At 53.5% G+C, this 24,036-nt stretch carries 20 protein-coding genes and 1 pseudogene; 7 read left to right on the top strand and 14 right to left on the bottom strand.

Annotated elements, in window-relative coordinates:
- On the bottom strand, positions 1 to 363 hold the full coding sequence (yacL, locus tag P0H77_RS04780; RefSeq protein ID WP_276165047.1) for a protein YacL: 363 nt from the start codon (positions 361 to 363) through the stop codon (positions 1 to 3).
- Between the two features lie 282 nt (positions 364 to 645).
- Here yacL and P0H77_RS04775 point away from each other — a divergent pair, with 282 nt between their 5' ends.
- Together P0H77_RS04775 and P0H77_RS04770 are read left to right on the top strand one after the other, a co-directional pair.
- On the top strand, positions 646 to 894 hold the full coding sequence (locus tag P0H77_RS04775; RefSeq protein WP_194207796.1) for a hypothetical protein: 249 nt from the start codon (positions 646 to 648) through the stop codon (positions 892 to 894).
- Entirely contained in the window at positions 866 to 1,195 is a 330-nt protein-coding gene (locus P0H77_RS04770; RefSeq protein ID WP_276163807.1) for a phosphotyrosine protein phosphatase, read from the top strand. Before P0H77_RS04775 ends, P0H77_RS04770 begins: the two co-directional genes overlap by 29 nt.
- Before the next feature lie 428 nt (positions 1,196 to 1,623).
- Here P0H77_RS04770 and acnB read toward each other — a convergent pair whose 3' ends face one another.
- The gene (acnB, locus tag P0H77_RS04765; RefSeq protein WP_276163806.1) at positions 1,624 to 4,221 is read right to left on the bottom strand and encodes a bifunctional aconitate hydratase 2/2-methylisocitrate dehydratase; all 2,598 of its coding nucleotides are present in this window, start codon (positions 4,219 to 4,221) and stop codon (positions 1,624 to 1,626) included.
- 393 nt (positions 4,222 to 4,614) lie between these two features.
- Here acnB and P0H77_RS04760 point away from each other — a divergent pair, with 393 nt between their 5' ends.
- Together P0H77_RS04760 and P0H77_RS04755 are read left to right on the top strand one after the other, a co-directional pair.
- Positions 4,615 to 6,348, top strand: coding sequence for a DUF3300 domain-containing protein (locus P0H77_RS04760; RefSeq protein WP_276163805.1), 1,734 nt, complete (start codon positions 4,615 to 4,617; stop codon positions 6,346 to 6,348).
- A gap of 11 nt (positions 6,349 to 6,359) precedes the next feature.
- On the top strand, positions 6,360 to 7,157 hold the full coding sequence (locus P0H77_RS04755) for a DUF2950 family protein (protein ID WP_276163804.1): 798 nt from the start codon (positions 6,360 to 6,362) through the stop codon (positions 7,155 to 7,157).
- Between the two features lie 124 nt (positions 7,158 to 7,281).
- Here the strand turns inward: P0H77_RS04755 and lpdA are convergent, their stop codons facing one another.
- From lpdA to tssD, 10 genes and pseudogenes are all read right to left on the bottom strand, one after another.
- Positions 7,282 to 8,706, bottom strand: coding sequence for a dihydrolipoyl dehydrogenase (lpdA, locus tag P0H77_RS04750; protein ID WP_176918029.1), 1,425 nt, complete (start codon positions 8,704 to 8,706; stop codon positions 7,282 to 7,284).
- 196 nt (positions 8,707 to 8,902) lie between these two features.
- Positions 8,903 to 10,810, bottom strand: coding sequence for a pyruvate dehydrogenase complex dihydrolipoyllysine-residue acetyltransferase (gene aceF / locus P0H77_RS04745; RefSeq protein WP_276163803.1), 1,908 nt, complete (start codon positions 10,808 to 10,810; stop codon positions 8,903 to 8,905).
- A gap of 14 nt (positions 10,811 to 10,824) precedes the next feature.
- Positions 10,825 to 13,488: a pyruvate dehydrogenase (acetyl-transferring), homodimeric type gene (gene aceE / locus P0H77_RS04740; protein WP_276163802.1), complete on the bottom strand. Its 2,664-nt coding sequence runs from the start codon at positions 13,486 to 13,488 to the stop codon at positions 10,825 to 10,827.
- A gap of 164 nt (positions 13,489 to 13,652) precedes the next feature.
- Positions 13,653 to 14,417 (bottom strand): pyruvate dehydrogenase complex transcriptional repressor PdhR, encoded by a 765-nt coding sequence (pdhR, locus tag P0H77_RS04735; protein ID WP_103677988.1) that lies wholly within the window; start codon positions 14,415 to 14,417, stop codon positions 13,653 to 13,655.
- Positions 14,418 to 14,743: 326 nt separating this feature from the next.
- The gene (locus P0H77_RS04730; protein WP_276163801.1) at positions 14,744 to 15,034 is read right to left on the bottom strand and encodes a bacteriocin immunity protein; all 291 of its coding nucleotides are present in this window, start codon (positions 15,032 to 15,034) and stop codon (positions 14,744 to 14,746) included.
- A gap of 24 nt (positions 15,035 to 15,058) precedes the next feature.
- Positions 15,059 to 15,277: a hypothetical protein gene (locus P0H77_RS04725; protein ID WP_276163800.1), complete on the bottom strand. Its 219-nt coding sequence runs from the start codon at positions 15,275 to 15,277 to the stop codon at positions 15,059 to 15,061.
- 37 nt (positions 15,278 to 15,314) lie between these two features.
- A complete protein-coding gene (locus P0H77_RS04720) occupies positions 15,315 to 15,605 on the bottom strand; it encodes a bacteriocin immunity protein (protein ID WP_276163799.1) in 291 nt (96 codons plus the stop codon).
- Between the two features lie 2 nt (positions 15,606 to 15,607).
- On the bottom strand, positions 15,608 to 15,952 hold the full coding sequence (locus P0H77_RS04715; protein WP_276163798.1) for an HNH endonuclease signature motif containing protein: 345 nt from the start codon (positions 15,950 to 15,952) through the stop codon (positions 15,608 to 15,610).
- Between the two features lie 178 nt (positions 15,953 to 16,130).
- Positions 16,131 to 16,415: a bacteriocin immunity protein gene (locus tag P0H77_RS04710; protein WP_276163797.1), complete on the bottom strand. Its 285-nt coding sequence runs from the start codon at positions 16,413 to 16,415 to the stop codon at positions 16,131 to 16,133.
- Between the two features lie 2 nt (positions 16,416 to 16,417).
- A pseudogene (gene tssD / locus P0H77_RS04705) lies at positions 16,418 to 18,184 on the bottom strand (type VI secretion system tube protein TssD).
- Between the two features lie 522 nt (positions 18,185 to 18,706).
- Here tssD and aroP point away from each other — a divergent pair.
- The 3 genes from aroP (at position 18,707) to P0H77_RS04690 (ending at position 22,590) form a co-directional block, all read left to right on the top strand.
- Positions 18,707 to 20,077, top strand: a complete 1,371-nt coding sequence (gene aroP / locus P0H77_RS04700; RefSeq protein WP_276163796.1) for an aromatic amino acid transporter AroP — start codon at positions 18,707 to 18,709, stop codon at positions 20,075 to 20,077.
- A 150-nt stretch (positions 20,078 to 20,227) separates the two neighbouring features.
- Positions 20,228 to 21,640, top strand: coding sequence for an MFS transporter (locus P0H77_RS04695; protein WP_276165046.1), 1,413 nt, complete (start codon positions 20,228 to 20,230; stop codon positions 21,638 to 21,640).
- Positions 21,640 to 22,590: a family 43 glycosylhydrolase gene (locus P0H77_RS04690; RefSeq protein WP_276163795.1), complete on the top strand. Its 951-nt coding sequence runs from the start codon at positions 21,640 to 21,642 to the stop codon at positions 22,588 to 22,590. The genes P0H77_RS04695 and P0H77_RS04690 overlap by 1 nt, the downstream gene beginning before the upstream one ends.
- Before the next feature lie 18 nt (positions 22,591 to 22,608).
- Here the strand turns inward: P0H77_RS04690 and ampE are convergent, their stop codons facing one another.
- Positions 22,609 to 23,463 carry a beta-lactamase regulator AmpE gene (gene ampE / locus P0H77_RS04685; protein ID WP_276163794.1) on the bottom strand — a complete coding sequence of 285 codons (855 nt, stop codon included), beginning with the start codon at positions 23,461 to 23,463 and terminating at the stop codon, positions 22,609 to 22,611.
- A complete protein-coding gene (gene ampD / locus P0H77_RS04680) occupies positions 23,460 to 24,023 on the bottom strand; it encodes a 1,6-anhydro-N-acetylmuramyl-L-alanine amidase AmpD (RefSeq protein WP_276163793.1) in 564 nt (187 codons plus the stop codon). Before ampD ends, ampE begins: the two co-directional genes overlap by 4 nt.
- Positions 24,024 to 24,036: the final 13 nt, after the last annotated feature.

The raw sequence follows: 24,036 nt of genomic DNA, 5'->3' as shown, positions 1-24,036 counted from the left end.
TTATTTTTGTTGTACAAATGCCCGGTACGCCGCAACCACCTGCAAAAAGTCCTCGACGCCGCACAGCGACAGACTTTCTTCATCGTAGTAGCTCATTCCCTCTTCTATTTCATCGCCGGAAAACTCCAGCTGATTGGCGCGGATCATCACCTCTTCTTCGTCCATCCACAGCGTGTATTCATGGCCGGTACGCTGCCAGCTGCGCTCGCTGCCTTTAACCGCTTGCGCTGCCTGCTCCACTTCATCCAGCAGGGCAAAATTTTCTTTCACTTCTTCGTTAAACCAGTGCCCCACGACTTCGTGGCCCATCGACATACGCACTTTTACCACTCCGGTAACATCGCGCAAAAATTCGTATTCCATCATGTATTCCTCTGCAATCACAATGCGCCACTGCTGCATTGCCAATAGGGTAATTATCGCAGCACGGAGGAAGAAAAACAGCGGGACGGACAGAAGGAATGAAATAAATACGCCGGAGTGCCTGGCCTTTTTACACAACGCCTCGCCAGAGGCTTACCGTCGTTATCGTAAAAGTTAAGTGGATATGTCGCTCACCTTAATAAAAAAGCGTAAAATCAACCCGTTCGCTCTCTCCGTATTATCGCGGCTGCTGAACCCGATCGTTCTGAGAGAGAAAAAATAATGGACATAACCCGTAACCGGGACTGGCGCATTGCCCAAAAGCGGCGCAACAAATCCCGAGATGCTCACACTGCGCTTTTGCGTTTTCGTGGCGAAAAAAACTGGAAGAAACTGTACACGCGTTCCGACAAAGTGTTGCGTGCTGCGCAATTGGGTATGGAATATCCGCGGCTCACCAACCCGCAACTGGCGAAGCGCGGTCTGGAAGAGTATTTATTTGATGAATGTGCTTTTCATATGCAGTCGTAATCAATGGCGCAGCCCCACGGCGGAACAGGTGTTCCGCCGTTATCCTGGCCTCAGTGTCCGTTCCGCAGGCACCAGCCGGAATGCCAAAAAGAGCGTATCGCACGAGCTGCTTCACTGGGCAGATGTCATCTGCGTTATGGAACAAAAACACAAAGACCGGTTAATGGCGGAATATCGTCGCCTTCTCGAAAATAAACCCCTGCACATACTCGATATTCCTGATGACTACCGCTATATGGACCCGGTTCTGGTTACGCAACTGGAAGAGCTGGTGCCGGAACTGCTGGGGATTAACGGCTAAAGCTGTTTATTGAAATGTTGTAATTATGGCAGGGAAAAGATCGCCAGAATATTCTGGTGTGTGTGGTTTCATCTGACAGCAAGATGCCGTCATCAATGAAAATCGGCTTCTAGAGAAGAAGCTCACAGATACTGTCAGGCTGCTGACAAACGTTATACCGTGGAATTATGCCTGGCGGCGCTGCGCTTGCACAGGCCTACGGTTTGCCAATAACCAGTTGATACTACTCGTTTTCACAGGCCGGGTAAGGCGAAGCCGCCACCCGGCAAAATCGGCTTTAATCACCCATTAAAACAAATAGCCCATTAACAATGGAGTTTAAACAACAAAACTTCAAACCAGAGCGCGATCTCGAGGTTATTTATTTAGCGCAATGGAAATAAAAAAAGCCTGACGACAATACGCCGTCAGGCTTTTTAGTCATTAACTTACACCGCGGTCTGGAAAATCACCCCATCCGCTTTCTCGGTATACTGCTCAAGCTGATCGAAGTTCAGATAGCGGTAGGTATCCACCGCCGTCTTATCCACCTGCGCCACGGAGTTCAGGTACTCTTCGCGGGTCGGCAGGCGGCCAATCAGCGCCGCAACCGCCGCCAGCTCCGCAGAGGCCAGGTAGACGTTCGCCCCGGTACCCAGACGGTTCGGGAAGTTACGGGTTGAGGTGGAGACCACCGTCGCGCCGTCCGCCACGCGTGCCTGGTTACCCATGCACAGTGAGCAGCCCGGAATTTCGATACGCGCGCCGCTCTTACCAAAGACGCTGTAATAGCCCTCTTCCGTCAGTTGGGCCGCATCCATACGGGTTGGCGGTGCCACCCACAGACGGGTTGGCAACTGGCCCTGATGCGCATCCAGCAGCTTGCCTGCCGCGCGGAAGTGACCGATGTTGGTCATACAGGAACCAATAAACACTTCGTCTATCTTCTCGCCCGCCACGTCGGAGAGCAGACGCGCATCGTCCGGATCGTTCGGCGCGCAGAGGATCGGCTCGTGAATATCCGCCAGATCGATTTCGATCACCGCCGCGTATTCGGCATCGGCATCGGCTTCCAGCAGTTGCGGATCGGCCAGCCATTTTTCCATGCCCTGAATACGACGCTCGATGGTACGACGGTCGCCGTAGCCTTCAGCAATCATCCACTTCAACAGCACGATGTTGGAGGTCAGGTATTCGGTGATCGGCGCTTTATCCAGCTTGATGGTACAACCTGCCGCAGAACGCTCGGCGGAGGCATCCGCCAGTTCAAACGCCTGCTCAACTTTCAGCTCCGGCAGACCTTCGATCTCCAGAATGCGGCCGGAGAAGATGTTTTTCTTGCCCTTCTTCTCAACGGTCAGCAGACCCTGACGGATAGCGTACAGCGGAATGGCGTGGACCAGATCGCGCAGGGTGATGCCCGGCTGCATGGTGCCCTTGAAACGCACCAGTACCGATTCCGGCATATCCAGCGGCATTACGCCAGTCGCAGCGGCAAACGCCACCAGACCAGAGCCTGCCGGGAAGGAGATGCCAACCGGGAAGCGGGTGTGGGAGTCGCCGCCGGTGCCGACGGTATCCGGCAGCAGCATGCGGTTCAGCCACGAGTGAATAATGCCGTCGCCCGGACGCAGCGACACGCCGCCGCGGTTCATAATAAAGTCCGGCAGCGTATGGTGGGTGGTCACGTCAACCGGCTTCGGATAGGCCGCCGTGTGGCAGAAGGACTGCATCACCAGATCCGCAGAGAAGCCCAGACAGGCCAGATCTTTCAGTTCGTCGCGGGTCATCGGGCCGGTGGTGTCCTGAGAGCCGACCGAGGTCATCTTCGGTTCGCAGTATTCGCCAGGGCGAACGCCGGCAGTACCGCAGGCGCGGCCCACCATTTTCTGCGCCAGCGAGAAGCCTTTATTGCTGGATTCCACCGGTTTCGCGCTGCGGAATACGTCGCTGTGCGGCAGGCCCAACGCTTCGCGCGCTTTGGTGGTCAGGCCGCGGCCGATAATCAGCGGAATACGGCCACCGGCGCGCACTTCGTCGATCAGCACGTCGGTTTTCAGTTCAAAGGTCGCCAGCAACTCGTCAGTATGATGATTGCGTACTTCGCCTTTGAACGGGTACACGTCGATGACGTCGCCCATGTTCAGTTTATTAACATCCACTTCAATCGGCAGCGCGCCCGCATCTTCCATGGTGTTAAAGAAGATTGGCGCAATTTTGCCGCCCAGCACCACGCCGCCGCCGCGCTTGTTCGGCACGTTCGGAATGTCGTCGCCCATAAACCACAGCACCGAGTTGGTGGCGGATTTACGCGAAGAGCCGGTGCCCACCACGTCGCCGACGTAGGCCAGGGGGAAGCCTTTTTGCTGCAATGCTTCGATCTGCAGGATCGGGCCAATGCTGCCAGGCTTATCCGGGAAAATGCCGTCACGGGCGTTCTTCAGCATCGCCAGGGCGTGCAGCGGGATATCCGGACGCGACCAGGCATCCGGGGCCGGGGAGAGATCGTCGGTGTTGGTTTCACCTGTCACTTTAAAGACGGTGACGGTAATTTTTTCGGCCAGCGCCGGGCGGCTCAGGAACCAGTCGGCATTCGCCCAGGAGAGCATCACCTGCTGCGCGTGCAAATTGCCCGCTTTGGCTTTTTCTTCGACGTCATAAAAGTTATCGAACATCAGCAGGGTATGAGACAGGGCTTTCACCGCCAGCGGGGCCAGCGTGTCGTTGTCCAGTGCGTCGATCAGCGGATGGATGTTGTAACCACCCTGCATGGTGCCCAGCAGTTCAACCGCTTTTTCCGGGGCAACCAGAGGAGACCGGGCTTCGCCTTTGGCGACGGCGGCCAGAAAACCGGCTTTAACGTAAGCGGCTTCATCAACGCCAGGCGGGACACGGTTTTCTAACAGATCTAACAGGAATTCTTCTTCGCCAGCAGGCGGATTCTTCAGCAGCTCAACTAACCCGGCCATCTGGGTTGCATCTAAGGGCTTCGCGACAATCCCTTCAGCGGCACGCTCAGCTACGTGCTTACGGTATTCTTCTAGCACGACGGTTCTCCTCGCTCTCATTGTCATAGTGCGGTAGGCGATTCTCTTCACGCTCCTGTGAGACAGCAGTTTGTAGGGTAAATGCCCGGTACCGCAACGGGCAGAATAGCAGGATTTTAGCGGGGTGTTAATCTGTTTACAAAAAAGCAACATTAAATAGTTGCTGAATCGTGAAAAGAGATATACGGCTGGCAACATCCACTTTTTATCAGGCAAAAAAAGTTCCCTGCAATGTTTGTAAACACTCTATTTGTCCGGATCCTGCCAGGTTAAGGGTCGATCCCTGTTTACGTCAAAAAACAATCAGGCCGAGGAATATACTGCCGCCATTGCTTACGCCATTCGGCGCGGCTCTCTTTACTGACGGGTATCAATCGATACCGGGAGACAAAAATGACATTGCCGTTTAAGCCACACGTCATCGCATTAGCGTGCAGCCTGGGATTATTTGCAGCATCCGGGGTTTTATACGTAAAAAGCCGCCAACCAGCGACCACCAGCGAGACCGTAGCAACGCCTGCTGCGGCTCCTGCTCCTGCGGCTCCTGCTGCGACAACCTTTACTCCTGCGCAAATCGATCAATGGGTTGCGCCGATCGCACTCTATCCTGATGCGCTGCTGTCTCAGGTGTTGATGGCGTCCACCTATCCGGCAAGCGTGGTTCAGGCGGTTCAATGGTCGAAGGATCATCCAACGTTACAGGGGGACGCCGCCATTCAGGCCGCAGCAAATCAGCCCTGGGATGCCAGTGTGAAATCGCTGGTGGCCTTCCCGCAGCTGATGGCGCTGATGGGCCAGGATCCGCAGTGGGTTGAGAATCTGGGCAATGCTTTTCTGGCGCAGCCGCAGGACGTGATGGATTCAGTACAAAAACTGCGCACGCTGGCACAGCAGACAGGCACGCTGAAATCGACGCCGCAGCAGAAAGTCACCAGTGAACCGACCGTTGCCAGCACGGCGGACACCAGCCCCGGCGAAAGCAGGACGACGACGGTAGTCCATTCGGCACCGTCAACAATAATCAAAATCGAACCTGCCGATCCGCAGGTGGTATATGTTCCCACCTACAACCCGACCACGGTCTACGGTACCTGGCCGAATACCGCGTATCCGCCCGTCTATCTGCCGCCGCCGCCGGGACAGCAGTTTGCCGACAGCTTCGTCAAAGGCTTCGGCTACAGCCTGGGCGTGGCAACGACCTACGCGCTGTTCAGCAGCATCGACTGGGATCATGACCATCATCATCATCATCACGACGACGATGACCACCATCATCACGATGACGATCACTACCATCATGACGACCATGATTATCATGGCGGGGGTTATATTCATAATGGCGATAACATCAATATTAACGTCAATAATTACAACCGCATCACCGGCGAGCATCTGACCGACAATAGCCGCATCTGGCAGCATAATCCGGCACATCGCAATGGCGTGCCTTATGTAAATAACGCGCATCCGGTGAATGTCAGCGGAGGGTTAAGCGCAACGGCTGCCCCCGGCGGCCAGCGACAAGCGGCGCTTTCGCAGTTACAGGGCAAAACGGCTCAGCCTTCGGCCAGCGTCAGCCGGGATGCACAGCGTCAGGCCGCCTCAAAACAGCTTGAACAAATTGCGCAGCGAAATAACTACCGGGGATATGACACCAGTAACCTTAGTCGCGGCGCGGCCAGAACGCAGCTTGCCAGCGCGACACCAGACCAGCGTCAACAGCTGCGGGAAAATGCGCAGCAGCGGCTAAACTCGTCGACGCAGGAACAGCGCCAGCAGGCGAAGGAAAATCTTCAGCAACGCCTGAACGCCGCTACGCCGGAGCAGCGCCAGCAGGCGCGGGAAAACGTTCAGCAACGCCTGAATGCCGCCACGCCGGAGCAGCGCCAGCAGGCGCGGGCAAACGTTCAGCAACGCCTGAATTCCGCCACGCCGGAGCAGCGCCAGCGGCTGCGGGACAATGTTCAGCAGCGCCGCGCCAACGCGCTGAGTGGTAATGACAGCCGCTCCCCTTCCTGGCAGTCGCAGCGGCAGCGCGGCAGCGAAAGCCGCAGGCAGGAAAACCATTTCAGCAGTGAACAGCGTTCAGCCATCCGGGAACGCGTCGCAGAACATCGTCGCCATTAAGGGGAAGAAATATGAAAAAAGTAACGCTACTCGGCGCGCTGATGCTGCTGATGCCCGTCCTGGCGCAGGCGCAACAATCTTTCAGCACGCCTGAACAGGCCGCCGACACGCTGGTGACAGCCATTGCTTCTCACGATCGGGCCGCGCTTGAACAACTGCTGGGCGAAGACTGGCAGGGTTATTTCCCGCCGGAAGGCGTCGATCAGCAGGCCGTCGCCCGCTTCTTGCGCGACTGGAAGGTGAATCACCACATCGAGCAGCAGAATAACACCGCGCATATCAACGTCGGCGATGAAAACTGGCAGCTGCCCATCCCGCTACTTAAAACCGACGCTGGCTGGCATTTTGATATGCCGGCGGCAGCGGATGAAATCCTGACCCGTACCATCGGGCGCAACGAACTGGGCGCGATCCAGGCCATGCATGCCTGGGTGGATGCGGAGCATGACTATTTTCAGCAGAAGAAAATGTGGGCGCACAAGCTGATTAGCAGTGATGGCCAGCAGGACGGTCTCTACTGGCCGGTTCAGCCCGGCGAGAACCCCAGCCCGCTTGGCCCGGCGTTCAGCAATACCCAGCCGGGCGACGGCTATCATGGCTATCATTTTCGTATTCTGGCGGATGAAAGCGGCAGCGGCGTGGCGCTCATCGCCTGGCCCGTTGCATGGGGTCAGACCGGCGTGATGAGTTTTATGGTGGATATGCAGGACAGGGTCTATCAGGCGAACCTGGGGGAGGAGACAGAAAGCAAAGCGCAAGCCATTACGCAGTTTACGCTGGATAACTCATGGCAGCAGGTACAACCCTGAGCACCGCACTGCCTGTGATACGAAGTCCTGACCGGTATTTGTCTCCAGGCCAGATTCCGGCGAATCCCCCTTCACACGCATAAAAAAAGCGGCTGATTCAGCCGCTTTTTTTCACATCTGAAGATTACTTCTTCTTCGCTTTCGGGTTCGGCAGGTCGGTGATGCTACCTTCGAACACTTCTGCCGCCAGGCCAACCGACTCGTGCAGGGTCGGGTGAGCATGGATGGTCAGCGCGATATCTTCTGCATCACAGCCCATCTCGATTGCCAGACCGATTTCACCCAGCAGCTCGCCGCCGTTAGTGCCGACAATCGCGCCACCGATCACACGGTGCGTTTCTTTGTCGAAAATCAGTTTGGTCATACCGTCAGCGCAGTCGGAAGCGATAGCACGGCCAGACGCTGCCCACGGGAAGGTGGCGGTTTCGTAGCTGATGCCTTTCTCTTTCGCTTCTTTCTCGGTCAGGCCGACCCATGCCACTTCTGGTTCAGTGTAGGCGATGGACGGGATCACTTTCGGATCGAAGTAGTGTTTTTTACCGGCGATAACTTCAGCGGCAACGTGACCTTCGTGAACACCTTTGTGCGCCAGCATCGGCTGGCCGACGATATCGCCGATAGCAAAGATGTGCGGCACGTTGGTGCGCAGCTGTTTGTCAACGCGGATGAAGCCACGGTCGTCCACTTCTACGCCTGCTTTGCCTGCGTCGAGGTTTTTACCGTTCGGCACACGGCCGATCGCCACCAGCACCGCGTCATAACGCTGCGGTTCAGCCGGGGCTTTTTTACCTTCCATGGAAACGTAAATACCGTCTTCTTTGGCTTCAACGGCAGTGACTTTGGTTTCCAGCATCAGGTTGAATTTCTTGCTGATACGTTTGGTAAAGACTTTAACGATGTCTTTATCCGCCGCCGGGATCACCTGGTCGAACATTTCAACCACGTCAATCTGCGAACCCAGCGCATCGTAAACGGTGCCCATTTCCAGACCGATGATACCGCCGCCCATAACCAGCAGACGTTCCGGGACAGATTTCAGCTCCAGCGCATCGGTGGAATCCCACACGCGCGGATCGTCATGCGGAATGAACGGCAGCTGAATCGGACGGGAACCTGCGGCGATGATCGCGTTGTCGAAGTTGATCACGGTTTTGCCGTTCTCGCCTTCCACTTCCAGGGTGTTCGCCCCGGTAAATTTACCCAGACCGTTAACCACTTTCACTTTACGACCTTTCGCCATGCCTGCCAGGCCGCCGGTCAGCTGAGTGATAACTTTCTCTTTCCAGGTACGAATCTTGTCGATATCGGTTTTCGGCTCGCCGAAGACGATACCGTGTTCAGCCAGCGCTTTGGCTTCTTCGATCACTTTTGCAACGTGCAGCAGCGCTTTAGAAGGGATACAGCCAACGTTCAGACAAACACCCCCGAGGGTGTTGTAACGTTCAACAATTACGGTTTCCAGACCTAAATCAGCGCAACGGAAGGCAGCAGAGTAACCTGCGGGGCCCGCCCCAAGTACCACGACCTGAGTTTTAATTTCAGTACTCATCATGACCTCTTATTGATTTCCGGCAGTCCAGGTACTGTCGCCCTTCATCCACCGGGACGTTCTATCCGCCCGTATTTTACAAAATTGTTAACAATTTTGAAACAACAAACGGTTCACGAAAACTCGCTTTCACCAGTAACCTCACAAACCTTATGAGATTACCAGAAAAAAGCCGGCCGTCAGGCCGGCTTTTCAATTACATCACCAGGCGGCGAATGTCGCTCAGCATGTTATTGATGATGGTGATAAAGCGTGCACCATCGGCTCCGTCAATGACGCGGTGGTCGAAGGAGAGAGAAATCGGCATCATCAGACGCGGCGTAAACTCTTTCCCGTTCCATACCGGCTCCATCGCAGACTTGGACACACCGAGGATAGCCACTTCCGGCGCGTTCACAATCGGCGCGAAGTGAGTGGTACCCAGGCCGCCGATGCTGGAGATGGTGAAGCAACCGCCCTGCATTTCGCCAGCCGTCAGCTTGCCATCACGCGCTTTTTTGGAGATGGTCGTCAGTTCACGAGACAGCTCGGTAATGCTCTTCTTGTTCACGTCTTTAAAGACCGGAACCACCAGACCATTTGGCGTATCAACTGCAACACCGATGTTGATGTATTTCTTCAGCGTCAGACGCTGTGCATCTTCCGACAGCGAGCTGTTGAAGCGTGGCATCTGCTCAAGGGCCGCAGCGACCGCTTTCATGATGAAGACCACCGGCGTGAATTTCACGTCCAGTTTACGCTTCTCAGCTTCGGCGTTCTGCTGTTTACGGAACGCTTCCAGATCGGTGATATCGGTTTTGTCGAAGTGCGTAACGTGCGGGATCATTACCCAGTTACGGCTCAGGTTCGCACCAGAGATTTTCTGGATGCGGCCCAGTTCAACTTCTTCAATTTCACCAAACTTGCTGAAGTCCACTTTCGGCCATGGCAGCATGCCAGGAATACCACCACCGGCTGCGGCAGCAGGTGCGGCTTCTGCGCGCTTGATAGCATCTTTAACGTAAGCCTGAACGTCTTCGCGCAGGATACGACCTTTACGGCCGGTACCTTTCACTTTCGCCAGGTTAACGCCGAACTCGCGCGCCAGACGGCGGATCAGCGGCGTCGCGTGGACGTAAGCGTCGTTTTCAGCGAACTCGGTTTTGCCTTCAGCTTTCTGAGCCGGAGCCGCTGCCGGTTTGTCCGCTTTCGCCGCCGGAGCCGGGGCTGCTGCTTCCTGCTTAGCCGCAGGCGCTGCAGGCGCTGCGCCTTCCACTTCGAAGACCATGATCAGCGAGCCAGTAGAGACTTTATCGCCGGTATTGATTTTGATCTCTTTCACGGTACCCGCGAACGGGGCCGGAACTTCCATAGAGGCTTTGTCGCCTTCTACGGTGATCAGCGACTGTTCAGCCGTCACTTTATCGCCGACTTTCACCATCACTTCGGTGACTTCAACTTCATCGCCGCCGATATCCGGGACGTTGACGTCTTTCGCGCCCGCCGCGGCTGCCGGTGCGGAGGCCGCTTCTTCTTTCACCTGCGGTTTGGCTTCGCCTGCTGCCGGTGCTGCGCCTTCCACCTCGAAGACCATGATCAGCGAGCCGGTAGAGACTTTATCGCCGGTGTTGATTTTGATCTCTTTCACGGTGCCCGCGAACGGTGCCGGGACTTCCATAGAGGCTTTGTCGCCCTCTACGGTGATCAGCGACTGTTCAGCTTCGACTTTATCGCCAACTTTCACCATGATTTCAGTGACTTCAACTTCGTCGCCGCCGATATCCGGTACGTTAACTTCTTTAGCCGCCGCTGCCGCTGCCGCTGCCGGAGCGGCGGCTTTCGGTTCTTCTTTTTTCTCTTCTGCCTTAGCAGGCGCAGCGTCAGCTGCACCGTCGGCGGAATCGAAAATCATGATCAGTGCGCCAGTCTCGGTTTTGTCGCCGACAGAGACTTTGATCTCTTTCACGACGCCAGCCTGCGGAGACGGGACTTCCATAGAGGCTTTGTCGCCTTCTACGGTGATCAGCGACTGTTCAGCTTCAACTTTGTCGCCCACTTTGACCAGGATCTCGGTGATTTCAACTTCATCAGCCCCGATGTCCGGTACGTTGATTTCGATAGCCATTATTCTCTTACCTCTTACGCCAGACGCGGGTTAACTTTTTCTGCATCGATGTTGAATTTAGTGATGGCTTCCGCAACCACTTTCTTATCGATTTCGCCACGTTTAGCCAGTTCGCCCAGCGCTGCCACGACCACATAGGAAGCATCCACTTCGAAGTGGTGGCGCAGGTTCTCACGGCTGTCGGAGCGACCGAAGCCATCGGTACCCAGTACGCGGTAATCATCAGCCGGTACATAAGTACGAACCTGCTCGGCGAACAGTTTCATATAGTCAGTGGAAGCGACTGCCGGTGCGTCGTTCATCACCTGAGCGATGTACGGTACGCGCGGGGTTTCCAGCGGATGCAGCATGTTCCAGCGCTCACAATCCTGGCCATCACGCGCCAGTTCAGTGAAGGAGGTGACGCTGTACACATCAGAACCCACGCCGTAGTCTTTCGCCAGGATCTCAGCCGCTTCACGTACGTGACGCAGGATAGAACCGGAGCCCAGCAGCTGAACTTTACCTTTGCTACCTTCAATGGTTTCGAGTTTGTAGATACCTTTACGGATACCTTCCTCGGCGCCTTCCGGCATCGCCGGCATGTGGTAGTTTTCGTTCAGGGTGGTGATGTAGTAGTAAATGTTTTCCTGCGCTTCACCGTACATACGTACCAGGCCGTCATGCATGATGACTGCCACTTCGTAGGCGTAAGACGGATCGTAAGAGATACAGTTCGGGATAGTCAGCGACTGAATGTGGCTGTGACCATCTTCGTGCTGCAGACCTTCGCCGTTCAGCGTAGTACGACCGGAAGTGCCGCCGACCAGGAAGCCGCGCGCCTGCTGATCGCCTGCCTGCCAGCACAGATCGCCGATACGCTGGAAACCGAACATCGAGTAGTAGATGTAGAACGGGATCATCGGCAGGTTGTTGGTGCTGTAAGAGGTCGCCGCAGCCAGCCAGGATGCGCCAGCACCCAGTTCGTTGATACCTTCCTGCAGGATCTGGCCTTTCTCGTCTTCTTTGTAGTACGCCACCTGCTCACGGTCCTGCGGAGTGTACTGCTGGCCGTTCGGGCTGTAGATACCAATCTGACGGAACAGACCTTCCATACCGAAGGTACGCGCTTCATCAGCGATGATCGGCACCAGGCGGTCTTTAATGGATTTGTTCTTCAGCATCACGTTCAGGGCACGCACAAACGCGATGGTGGTGGAGATTTCTTTGTTCTGCTCTTCCAGCAGCGGTTTAAAGTCCGCCAGCTCAGGCAGTTCCAGCTTCTCGGTAAACTTAGGCTGACGCGTCGGCAGATAGCCATTCAGCTTCTGACGCTGAGCGTGCAGGTAAGTGTGCTCTTCAGAGCCTTCCGGGAAGGTGATGTACGGCAGTTTTTCCAGCGCTTCATCGGCTACCGGCACGTTGAAACGATCGCGGACGTAGCGAACGCCGTCCATGTTCATTTTCTTAACCTGGTGCGCGATGTTCTTACCTTCGGCAGAATCGCCCATGCCGTAACCTTTAATGGTATGGGCCAGGATGACAGTCGCTTTGCCTTTGGTTTCCTGCGCTTTTTTCAGTGCAGCGTAGACTTTCTTCGGATCGTGACCACCGCGGTTCAGGGCCCAGATCTGCTCGTCAGTCCAGTCAGCAACCAGTGCGGCAGTTTCCGGGTATTTACCGAAGAAGTGTTCGCGAACGTAAGCGCCGTCTTTGGATTTGAAGGTCTGATAGTCGCCGTCAACGGTCTCTTCCATCAACTGCATCAGTTTACCGCTGGTGTCGTTACGCAGCAGTTCATCCCAACGACCGCCCCACATCACTTTGATCACGTTCCAGCCAGCACCGGCAAAGATGCCTTCCAGCTCGTTGATGATCTTGCCGTTACCGGTGACCGGGCCGTCAAGACGTTGCAGGTTACAGTTGATGATGAAGCACAGGTTGTCCAGCTTCTCACGGGTGGCGATGGTGATCGCACCTTTAGATTCTGGCTCATCCATTTCGCCGTCGCCGAGGAAGGCGTAAACGGTTTGTTCAGAGGTGTCTTTCAGACCACGGTGTTCCAGATATTTCAGGAACTTAGCCTGATAGATCGCCCCGATTGGGCCCAGACCCATGGATACGGTCGGGAACTGCCAGAATTCCGGCATCAGTTTCGGGTGCGGATAAGAAGACAGGCCTTTGCCGTGAACTTCCTGACGGAAGTTGTTCATCTGCTCTTCAGTCAGACGACCTTCCAGGAACGCACGAGCGTACACGCCCGGAGAGATGTGGCCCTGGAAATACACCAGATCGCCGCCGTCTTTTTCGCTGCGCGCGCGGAAGAAGTGGTTGAAGCACACTTCGTAAACGGTTGCAGAAGACTGGAAGGATGCCATGTGGCCGCCCAGTTCCAGATCTTTTTTAGACGCACGCAGAACGGTCATGATCGCGTTCCAGCGGATAGCAGAACGAATACGTCGCTCCAGCTCCAGATTACCCGGATATTCCGGTTCGTCTTCAACGGCAATAGTGTTTACATAGTTGCTGGCCCCTGCACCTGCAGCCACTTTGACGCCGCCTTTGCGAGCCTCAGAAAGCAGCTGATCAATCAGATACTGAGCGCGCTCAACACCTTCTTCACGGATGACCGATTCGATCGCCTGTTGCCAGTCGCGAGTTTCGATCGGATCCACGTCATTTTGGAGACGTTCTGACATGGGGGTATTCCTTATCTATCTAATACGTTGATTTGTCTGGAACCTGTCCCATTGCGTTTTCGCCGGAAAGCGCAATAAGACAGGTTCTGCGTTTAGTTGCCGCGCTCTAATACCTGGCGCTGTTGGTACAACATCTTCTGGTACAGGTTCTGCCAGAAAAATCACTAATTCTTACGTTGCTCAAGACGACGCATGGACCGTTCACGACGGCTCTGTTCACGACTGCGGTCGAGCAAAATCTCTTCGATAAAGGCCAGATGGCGATGCGATGCTTCGCGTGCGCGTTCCGGCTCACCGGCCATAATGGCTTCAAACACGGTAGTACGGTGGTTGCTGACCAGCGGAAGCATTTCCCGGCGCGCGTACAGCAACTCAAAGTTCTGGCGCACGTTCTGTGACAGCATGGGCTCCATGCAGCGTAGCAGATGAAGCAAAACCACGTTGTGTGCCGCTTCAGTGACGGCAATTTGATACTGGACGACAGCGTCGGATTCGGCGTCAAGATCCCCCGATTGCTGTGCCCGTTCGATGGCCTGATGCAGCTCGCTCATTCTCGCGCGATCTTCATCATTGCTGCGCAGCGCTGCGTAATATGCGGCGATGCCTTCCAGCGCGTGACGGGTTTCCAGCAGGTCAAACTGGGATTCAGGATGGTCGGACAGAAGTTCTACCAGCGGATCGCTGAAACTCTGCCACAGGCGGCTCTGTACAAAGGTTCCACCGCCCTGACGACGCAGTAGCAGGCCCTTTCCTTCGAGACGTTGGATCGCCTCACGCAGGGAGGGACGGGAAACGTCGAACTGTTTTGCCAGTTCGCGTTCTGGCGGAAGTTTTTCACCGGGGCGAAGCGTCCCCTCAAGGATGAGAAACTCCAGCTGCTGCTCTATCACGTCGGATAGCTTAGGTTGGCGGATTTTGCTGTAGGCCATAGTTCCCTGTCTTACGCCTTTTGCCCGAAGTCAATTGGTCTTACCAATTTCATATTCTTGACGCTAAAGTAACAAAGTATTCACCTTATGTCTATACAGGTTTTGACTCACATCATGAAACACGCCACATTTTAACAACCTTACAGAAATAACGTTTCAGAAATGTAACTTTGCACAAATGTTGCGTTTACTCAGGAAGAGGTAGATTTAACATAAAGGAGAGGGTAAGCAGAGGACAGAAGGATGAGTGAAGAAGCTATGGTGGTGTCAAACATCCAGGCTGACCTGTCCGACAAGCGCCAGCCGGGAGTTGATGAATGTTTCGTTCACTTTGAGTCTTTGAACAGGGGCAATCTCTGGGAACGCCGCCATTCTTTGACGATTTTGAGGATGTTTTCAGGTTCACGTGCTTCTGGTGATTCAGGATAAAAAATAAGATCGCCCTGCGCTGGATGCTCGGTTATTTTTATAAGGTGATCGACTAAATCATCAATATATTTTTCCAGTATTTTTCCTTTTAAAGACTGATCTTTCCTCGTTGCCTTTCTGAACTCTCTTAGAAATTCGATAAATTCAAGCTCAGTATAATCTTCAATTTTTTCTTTAAAATTAAACATAATTATCTCCTGTAGTGAATTTCATCAAGTCCTGAACTCCCGTCCGCGTAATTTATCAGCAATATGCGCCGGGATGGGCACACCGTCGCCGTTATTGGTCACCGATATATCCAGCCAGCGAGTTCCTGGTGAAAGCGGGACATTGATAAAACGATATAATGATATTTCAGTATTTTTTGAATATTTTTCATTACGAACAATCACATAATTATCTTGTATTGGTAACATCATCGCGTTAGCCATACACGATGATGTTCCATATATGATTTTATTACCTGCTTCACTTAGAGTTTTTAAACAAGGGCAACCCCTGAGATCGCCGCCACTCTTTGACTGTATTGAGTATTTTTTTAGGCTCCTCATCTTCATCCGTTTCTGGATAAAAGAGAAGATCGCTGCCAGATGGATGCTCAGTTATTTCAATAAAGTGATCTGTTAGGCGATCTATATAATCCTCTAATTCATTACCATTCAGCGTCTTATCTTTTCTGGTATCCATAAGAAATTCGTCAAGAAGCTCAATGAATTCTTCCTCCGTATAATCTGTAATTTTTTCTTTAAAGTTAATCATTGTTATCTCCTGTAGTGAATTTCGTCATGTAGCCGAGGTGTGACAATCCTCAGGTTATCAATATCATAAACGCCACCACCGTGCTCAATCGCAGTATCATGGTGTATATGGAATTTCTTGATTACTTCTTTTGGCCCCATGTAGTGGCCACTTTCAGGAGAAAAGGGGGCATGCCCTTTTTCCAATTTTTCCAGATTTTTCTTTCTAAATTGCTTCCTGAGCTCCGGATCTTTACTAACCTCCAGCCACAGCGCTTCCCGGAAGTCATCAAAGGTCTTAAACTCCCGTCCGCGTAATTTATCAGCAATATGCGCCGGGATGGGCGCGCCGTCGCCGTCATTGTTCACCGACATATCCTGCCAGCGGGTTTTTGGTGAAAGCGGGACATTGATAAAACGATATAATGATATTTCAGTATTTTTTGAATATTTTTCATTAATACCAATCTCAGTATTATCTTATATTGTTAACATCATCGCGTTAGCCAGACACGATGATGTTTCATATATGATTTTATTACCTGCTTCACTTAGAGTCTTTAAACAAGGGCAGCCCCTGCGAACGCCGCCATTCTTTGACGATTTTCAGGATATTTTCAGGCTTATCATCTCCTTGATTTTTAGGGTAGAAAATAAGATCACTCTTTGACGGATGCTGTGTAATTTCAACAAAGTGATCTACTAATGAATCCCAGTATCTTTCTAGCGCCTTACCTTTTAAGATTTTACCATCTTTCACAGGTGATCTCATTCTACCTAAAAAATTAAGGAAATCATCCTCAGTATAATCTTCGAGATTTTCTTTAAACATAATTATCTCCTGTAGTGAATCTCATCGTGTAGCCTGGGGGTAACAATTCGTAAATTGTCAATATCGTATACGCCGCCGCCATATTCAATAGGAATAAAATGGTGTATCTGAAATTTCTTAAGTATTTCTTTAGGACCACTATAATGTCCTTCGTCGGGTGCGAAAGGCGTAAAGCCCTGACCAATACGTGACTGATTAATTTCCGAAAACTGCGCCATCAACTCAGGATCCTGACTAATCTCCAGCTACAGCGCTTCCCGGAAGTCATCAAAAGTCCTGAACTCCCGCCCGCGTAATTTATCAGCAATATGCGCCGGGATGGGCGCGCCGTCGCCGTTATTGGTCACCGACATATCCAGCCAGTATTTCCCGGGTGAAAGCGGGACGCCGTTTCCTGTCACAACACCGGGCAGCTTTCGCGGATCTTCTTTCAGGTAAACATAGATCGGCTTAATGCCGGAGCCCGCCGGAAAGACCAGAATATAATCGTTGAAATCTTTTACGTCGGGAACCGGGAATGGCGGCGTGGTATAGCTATCTGTGCCGTCCGGGATCGGCGTCACCAGAATGGTGGGTTGATCCAGTGGTGGCCTGTCATTACCGGTATGGTCGGGAACATTGCCATGTTCCGGGTTTTCCGGCGTCCAGGTGATTAGGGGTCCGTCGACATCATGCGCGGGGGTAAATTCGTAACGCTGCGTGTCCTCGTTCCACAGCATATTCGCCACGCGGACGTTTTCATACGGCGTACCTTCCCCCGTGTGCACGCCATACACCTGGGGCTTGCCGTGAATGTCGGTTCTCCAGAAAAAACGTACCCGGGTGGTGGCGGTGCTGTCCGCCAGCGCTTTCTGGCGCAGTTCTTCCTCATACCAGAACTCATCACGTCCGGGGACGCGGGCGCTTCCTTCGCCCGCAGAGGGAGAGTACAGGGCAGATGCCAGTGCGCCGATATACGGTACGTACCTTGCCACACCTAATACGCCACTAAGCGACCATTCGCCCCAGACCCGGGTAGCAAGAGGCCCGCCTGATACCAGAGGAAAAGACGCGTCTTCTGTGTCATGTGGATGGCGATAGCCGCAGCAATCATCAACCATTGGCTGGGCAAAAATGGCTACCTGCCCAAAGTTTTCAGCGGGTTCTTCTGCCGTTCCGGCGTCCGTACACCCTTTCTCCTTCAGGCAGGATTTGGCGTAGACCGGGGTAACCGCTGGCGTAGGGGGTGGCAGGTTAATAACCGGTAGCGGTTCAGGTTTAAGATTGCTGACAGGTGGGCTTTCAGGGGGGATGAACAGGCTATTGTAACCCGCAGGAAAAGCCAGCCAGTCAAATTCCGTACTGGCTATCAGATGTTTACATAATATGTAGTCATAGTCGACGGTGATATATTCGGTATCAAGGTTATTATGAGAAATGCTTACATGAACAGCGGTTAATGAAGCATTCCTTAGCTGAATATAATAATAGCGTTCCCGGCGTCCGGTTTTATTGATTCGATAAAAATCAATTTCAATGAATAACCGCTCATTCTGGTTTATGGCATTGCAGAGTAGCGGAGAGCTTTTATCGATGAGCTTGCAAAACGTAAGCCCCTGGAGATTAACACCTTTACCGGTACTGGTAAGTCTATTGCTTAATGCAAAGGCAAAAATTTCATCTTCATGGCCGACCTGCCAGCGGTTGCCAACCGATTCATATGTTCCACACCCTGAAGAAATATCACCCTGCTTCTCGCCGACTATTCTCAGATAAACAAGATCGCTCATTTCATTTTATTTCTGGTTATCCTTACCTTATTTCTATTAAACGGCAAATTTATCCCTTATTCAATTAGAAACGTTTTATAATAAAGATCTTTTTATTAATTAACATCATTGCCCGGTTAAGAATATTTTATTTAAATATATACGCTACAACTCCATCTCATTATTAACATCCCTTTATTCTGACATTTACATTTTGTTAGTGTTGTCATGACTATGCATAAGGGCGTTGCTCAGCAGGCAAAAAGTCAGGTATATAGCCAGCTAAAACAGCATGTTAGCCAGCTTTAACGGATAATAATTCGTCTGTGGGTGTGGGATGAACGGTTAACAAATGCTTTCTTTTTACCCAACTGCTCGGTGCCCCTGCATAAAGCAGGTGCATTCCCCAGCGCATACCATTATTGTGTGTCAGTTGAAAGCAGCATAAGTACAATTCAGATACGGCTTCTGTAAACAAAATAATACAAAAACGGAATTACATACTTACAATAGCGTCAACCACATCACTCATGAGGTTTCTAGATGGAAGGTCAACAGCATGGCGACCAGCTGAAGCGCGGACTAAAAAACCGCCATATTCAGCTTATTGCGTTAGGAGGGGCCATCGGTACGGGGCTGTTCCTGGGCAGCGCATCCGTTATCCAGTCCGCTGGCCCCGGTATTATTCTGGGCTACGCCATTGCCGGCTTTATTGCCTTTCTGATTATGCGTCAGTTGGGTGAAATGGTCGTTGAGGAGCCGGTAGCCGGTTCGTTCAGTCACTTTGCCTACAAATACTGGGGCGGCTTTGCTGGCTTTGCTTCCGGCTGGAACTACTGGGTACTTTATGTGCTGGTGGCGATGGCGGAGCTGACGGCGGTCGGGAAATACATTCAGTTCTGGTGGCCGGAAATCCCGACGTGGGCCTCGGCGGCGGTGTTCTTCGTGGTCATCAACGCGGTTAACCTGACCAACGTGAAAGTGTTTGGCGAGATGGAGTTCTGGTTTGCCATTATTAAAGTTATCGCGGTAGTCGCGATGATCCTGTTCGGCGGCTGGCTGCTGTTCAGCGGCAACGGCGGCCCGCAGGCAACCGTTCGCAACCTGTGGGAGCAAGGTGGATTCCTGCCGCACGGGATTAACGGGTTGGTGATGATGATGGCCATTATCATGTTCTCTTTCGGTGGGCTGGAGCTGGTCGGCATCACCGCCGCGGAAGCGGATAATCCGGAGCAGAGCATCCCGAAAGCCACCAACCAGGTTATCTACCGTATTCTGATTTTCTACGTGGGCTCGCTGGCCGTGCTGCTTTCACTGCTGCCGTGGACCCGCGTCACCGCAGACACCAGCCCGTTCGTGCTGATTTTTCATGAACTGGGCGATACTTTTGTGGCAAACGCGCTGAACGTGGTTGTCCTGACAGCGGCGCTGTCGGTGTACAACAGCTGCGTATATTGCAACAGTCGCATGCTGTTTGGTCTCGCTCAGCAGGGCAATGCGCCCAGGATGCTGATGCGCGTGGATAAACGCGGCGTGCCGGTAAACACCATTCTGGTCTCGGCGCTGGTGACCGCGCTGTGCGTGCTGATTAACTATCTGGCACCAGAATCGGCCTTTGGTCTGCTGATGGCGCTGGTGGTCTCAGCCCTGGTGATCAACTGGGCGATGATCAGTCTGGCGCACATCAAGTTCCGCCGTGCGAAACATCAGCAGGGCATTACTCCACGCTTCCCGGCGCTGTTCTATCCGGTAGGCAACTGGATCTGCCTGCTGTTTATGGCCGCCGTGTTGGTAATTATGCTGATGACCGACGGAATGGCGATTTCCGTCTACCTGATCCCGGTATGGCTGATAGTGCTCGGTATTGGCTATATGTTTAAACAGAAAAGTGCCAGAACCGCTAAGGTGCATTAATCTCTCCACCCCTCACCCTGTAGGGTGAGGGGTGTTATCTTCCTCACACTTTCTTCTCCAGAGCTGTTTTGTCCATATCGTCGCCTCTATCCTGCAACGCATTTATTCGATAGCCAGCAAATAATTCTCTTCATCTTGCGAGGGAGAGATCTGGCAATGAACACGAGCAAACTGTCAGTAAAAGAGAAAATTGGCTACGGAATGGGTGACGCCGGATGTAACATCATCTTTGGCGCCATCATGTTGTTTGTTAACTATTTTTATACGGATATCTTTGGTCTTGCGCCAGCGCTGGTCGGCGTATTACTGCTCTCAATTCGGGTAATCGACGCGGTCACCGATCCTATTATGGGCGCACTGGCCGACCGGACCCGCAGTAAGTATGGGCGTTTTCGGCCCTGGCTACTGTGGGTGGCCTTTCCCTACGCGCTGTTCAGCGTGTTAATGTTTACCACCCCCGAATGGAGCTATAGCAGCAAGGTTATCTATGCCTTTGTGACCTACTTTCTGCTGTCGATCACCTATACCGCCATCAACATTCCCTACTGCTCGCTGGGCAGCGTGATCACCAACGATCCGAAAGAACGTGTCGCGTGTCAGTCTTATCGCTTCGTGATGGTCGGCATTGCCACGCTGCTGCTGTCGCTGACTTTGCTGCCGATGGCCGACTGGTTCGGCGGCGCAAATAAAGCGAAAGGCTACCAGATGGCAATGACCGTGCTGGCGTTTATCGGCATGTGCATGTTTCTGTTCTGTTTCGCCACCGTCCGCGAGCGCGTCCGTCCGGCGGTGCCTACCAATGACGAGCTGAAAAAAGATCTGAAAGACGTGTGGAAGAACGATCAGTGGGTGCGCATTTTACTGCTGACGCTGTGCAACGTCTGCCCCGGCTTTATCCGTATGGCCGCTACCATGTACTACGTGACGTGGGTGATGGGCCAGAGCACCCATTTTGCTACCCTGTTCATCAGCCTCGGCGTGGTGGGGATGATGATCGGCAGCATGCTGGCGAAAGTGCTCACCGACCGCTGGTGCAAGCTGAAAGTCTTCTTCTGGACCAACATCGCACTGGCCATCTTCTCCTGCGCTTTTTACTTTTTTGATCCGCACGCCACGGTCACTATTGTCGTTCTCTATTTCCTGCTCAATATTCTGCATCAGATCCCCTCCCCGCTGCACTGGTCGCTGATGGCGGACGTGGATGATTATGGCGAGTGGAAAACCGGCAAGCGCATCACCGGTATTAGTTTCTCCGGCAACCTGTTTTTCCTGAAGCTGGGGCTGGCGATTGCCGGGGCAATGGTCGGCTTTCTGCTCTCCTGGTACGGTTATGATGCGGGCGCGAAAGCGCAAAGCGCTACGGCGATTAACGGCATTGTATTGTTATTCACCGTTATTCCCGGCATTGGCTATTTGATCACCGCTGGCGTGGTACGTTTGCTCAAAGTGAACCGCGAATTTATGCAGCAGATCCAGACGGATCTGGAAAAACGCCGCGTTAACTATCGCGAACTGAATGAATATCAGGAATTACCAGCAACTGAAAAAACAAGGAACGCCTGATGGAAAACTGGCCTAATCCCTTTATTGAACAGCGTGCCGATCCGTTTATTCTGCGCCACGACGGCAGCTACTATTTTATCGCCTCGGTACCGGAATACGATCGGCTGGAGATCCGCCGTGCCAGCAGCATTGATGGTCTGCGCTGCGCCGAGCCTGTGGTCGTCTGGCGCAAACCTGTCACCGGACCGATGTGCGAACTTATCTGGGCACCGGAACTGCACAACATCAACGGCATGTGGGTGATCTATTTCGCGGCTGCCCACACTCAGGCGCTGGATTCACTCGGGATGTTCCAGCACCGGATGTACGCGCTGACCTGCGAGGATAGTGACCCGCTCAGCGGCAAATGGATTGAGCGCGGCCAGGTCAAAACGCCGTTTGACACTTTCTGCCTGGACGCCACCACCTTTCACCATCAGGGCAAACAGTGGTATCTGTGGGCGCAAAAAGCGCCGGAGATCGCGGGCAACTCCAATATCTACCTGGCAGAACTGGAAAATCCCTGGACGATTACAGGCGAGTCGGTGATGCTTAGCAAGCCGGAATATGAGTGGGAATGCCGGGGCTTTCTGGTCAACGAAGGGCCAGCGGTGCTGGTTCACGGCGATAAGCTCTTTGTCAGCTACTCCGCCAGCGCCACGGATGAGAACTACTGCATGGGGCTGCTGTGGATTGACCTGAACGCCGATATGACCAGGCCGCAGAACTGGCATAAATCACCGCAGCCGGTATTCCGCACCAGTTATGAAAACCGCCAGTATGGCCCGGGACATAACAGTTTTACCCGTACGCCTGACGGAGAAGATGTGCTGGTCTACCATGCAAGAAATTATACGGAGATTGAGGGCGACCCGCTGTACGATCCCAATCGCCATACCCGCCTGAAACTGATCCACTGGCAGGAAAACGGGATGCCGGACTTCGGCATCCCACCTGCGGATACAGAGTAAGCGGTTATGGCACGCGGCTCAGATTAGCGTGCCGTAAATCGTCAGTAACGCCACAATGACGACCAGCACGAACGAGGTCTTTTTCGCCATTGAAACCGCCACTTTTGGCGTTTCGACCCGATCAACATGCGGCTCGCGGGCCAGCGAGAACTGCGCCAGCCGCGTCAGCACCTGATACTGCGCGGTATGACGATCGCCCAGCGAGGCAAACCACGCGGGCAGCGCTTTTTCTCCGTGTCCGATCAGCGCGTAAATCACGCCGACCAGCCGCACCGGGACCCAGTCCAGAAGATGCAGAATAAAATCGATTCCCGAATGCAGGCGATGGTGCGGCGTCTGGTATCGCGCCAGCCACGACTGCCAGGCGCGCAGAAACGCATAGCCCACCAGCGTCACCGGCCCCCATACGCCGCCAACGATAAACCAGAACAGCGGGGCCAGATAGTAGCGAAAGTTGATCCACAGCAGCGCGTTTTGCAACTCGCGCAGATATTCGCGTTCGTCGCAGCCGGGCGGCACGCCGTGGATCAGCGTTAGTTCACTGGCCATCGCGTCGCGTGCGTGGCTGTCATTGCGGGCCGCGGCTTTCAGATAGGCATGGTAGTGCAGGCGCACTTTGCCTGCACCGATACACAGCAGTCCGAGCAGGATCCACACCACCAGCAGCGGCACGTTAAAAAACAGGCCGTACAGCGCACGCAGCAGCAGAAACGTCACCAGCATGATGGCGATGGTCATCAGCAGGGTTCGCGCCAGGGAAAACCGGTGGATGCGTCGAAACAGCACTTCCAGCCGGTGATCGAGCTGCCAGTGTTCCCCCAGCTTAAATAAGCGCTCGGCAATCAGCACCAGCAGAGTGGTAAAAAGCGTCATGGCATCTCCTTTTCTGACGAGGCGGTGACCAGGGCCCGAAATGTTGCCCAGTCAAATGCGGAGCCGGGATCGGTTTTACGTCCGGGGGCAATATCGCAGTGTCCGGTCATATTGTCGGCCATTGCCGGGTAAAGCTCAATCAACGTGCGGGTAATGGCAGCCAGCTGTTGATATTGAGCGTCGGTGTACGGCTGCGTATCTGTTCCCTCCAGTTCAATACCAATGGAAAAGTCATTACAGCGTTCGCGCCCTTGATAGCAGGAAACGCCCGCGTGCCAGGCTCGTTTATTGAAAGGAACATACTGCACGATTTCGCCGTCGCGGCGAATCAGACAATGGGCAGATACGCGCAGATGAACAATTTCAGCAAAAAAAGGATGCGCATCCGGATCGAGTGTGCCGGTAAACAGGGCGTCGATCCACGGCCCACCGAATTCGCCGGGCGGAAGGCTGATATTATGCACCACCAGCAGTGAGGGCGACTCGTCATCCGGGCGGCAATCGAAATGCGGGGACGGAACCCGTCGCGCCTCTGCCAGCCAGCCCTCGTGTAAATACATACAGAATCTCCTT

It is taken from the genome of Superficieibacter sp. HKU1 (assembly GCF_029319185.1).
In the GTDB taxonomy this organism is placed as follows: domain Bacteria; phylum Pseudomonadota; class Gammaproteobacteria; order Enterobacterales; family Enterobacteriaceae; genus Superficieibacter.
The sequence above is the reverse complement of the archived record's forward strand: the minus strand, read 5'-3'. Positions and strand labels throughout refer to the sequence as shown.

Coding starts and splice junctions, on each gene's coding strand:
- yacL (WP_276165047.1), bottom strand. CDS start 363: ATGGAATACGAATTTTTGCGCGATGTTACCGGAGTGGTAAAAGTGCGT.
- P0H77_RS04775 (WP_194207796.1), top strand. CDS start 646: ATGGACATAACCCGTAACCGGGACTGGCGCATTGCCCAAAAGCGGCGC.
- P0H77_RS04770 (WP_276163807.1), top strand. CDS start 866: ATGAATGTGCTTTTCATATGCAGTCGTAATCAATGGCGCAGCCCCACG.
- P0H77_RS04760 (WP_276163805.1), top strand. CDS start 4,615: ATGACATTGCCGTTTAAGCCACACGTCATCGCATTAGCGTGCAGCCTG.
- P0H77_RS04755 (WP_276163804.1), top strand. CDS start 6,360: ATGAAAAAAGTAACGCTACTCGGCGCGCTGATGCTGCTGATGCCCGTC.
- lpdA (WP_176918029.1), bottom strand. CDS start 8,706: ATGAGTACTGAAATTAAAACTCAGGTCGTGGTACTTGGGGCGGGCCCC.
- aceF (WP_276163803.1), bottom strand. CDS start 10,810: ATGGCTATCGAAATCAACGTACCGGACATCGGGGCTGATGAAGTTGAA.
- aceE (WP_276163802.1), bottom strand. CDS start 13,488: ATGTCAGAACGTCTCCAAAATGACGTGGATCCGATCGAAACTCGCGAC.
- pdhR (WP_103677988.1), bottom strand. CDS start 14,417: ATGGCCTACAGCAAAATCCGCCAACCTAAGCTATCCGACGTGATAGAG.
- P0H77_RS04730 (WP_276163801.1), bottom strand. CDS start 15,034: ATGTTTAATTTTAAAGAAAAAATTGAAGATTATACTGAGCTTGAATTT.
- P0H77_RS04725 (WP_276163800.1), bottom strand. CDS start 15,277: ATGGCTAACGCGATGATGTTACCAATACAAGATAATTATGTGATTGTT.
- P0H77_RS04720 (WP_276163799.1), bottom strand. CDS start 15,605: ATGATTAACTTTAAAGAAAAAATTACAGATTATACGGAGGAAGAATTC.
- P0H77_RS04710 (WP_276163797.1), bottom strand. CDS start 16,415: ATGTTTAAAGAAAATCTCGAAGATTATACTGAGGATGATTTCCTTAAT.
- aroP (WP_276163796.1), top strand. CDS start 18,707: ATGGAAGGTCAACAGCATGGCGACCAGCTGAAGCGCGGACTAAAAAAC.
- P0H77_RS04690 (WP_276163795.1), top strand. CDS start 21,640: ATGGAAAACTGGCCTAATCCCTTTATTGAACAGCGTGCCGATCCGTTT.
- ampE (WP_276163794.1), bottom strand. CDS start 23,463: ATGACGCTTTTTACCACTCTGCTGGTGCTGATTGCCGAGCGCTTATTT.
- ampD (WP_276163793.1), bottom strand. CDS start 24,023: ATGTATTTACACGAGGGCTGGCTGGCAGAGGCGCGACGGGTTCCGTCC.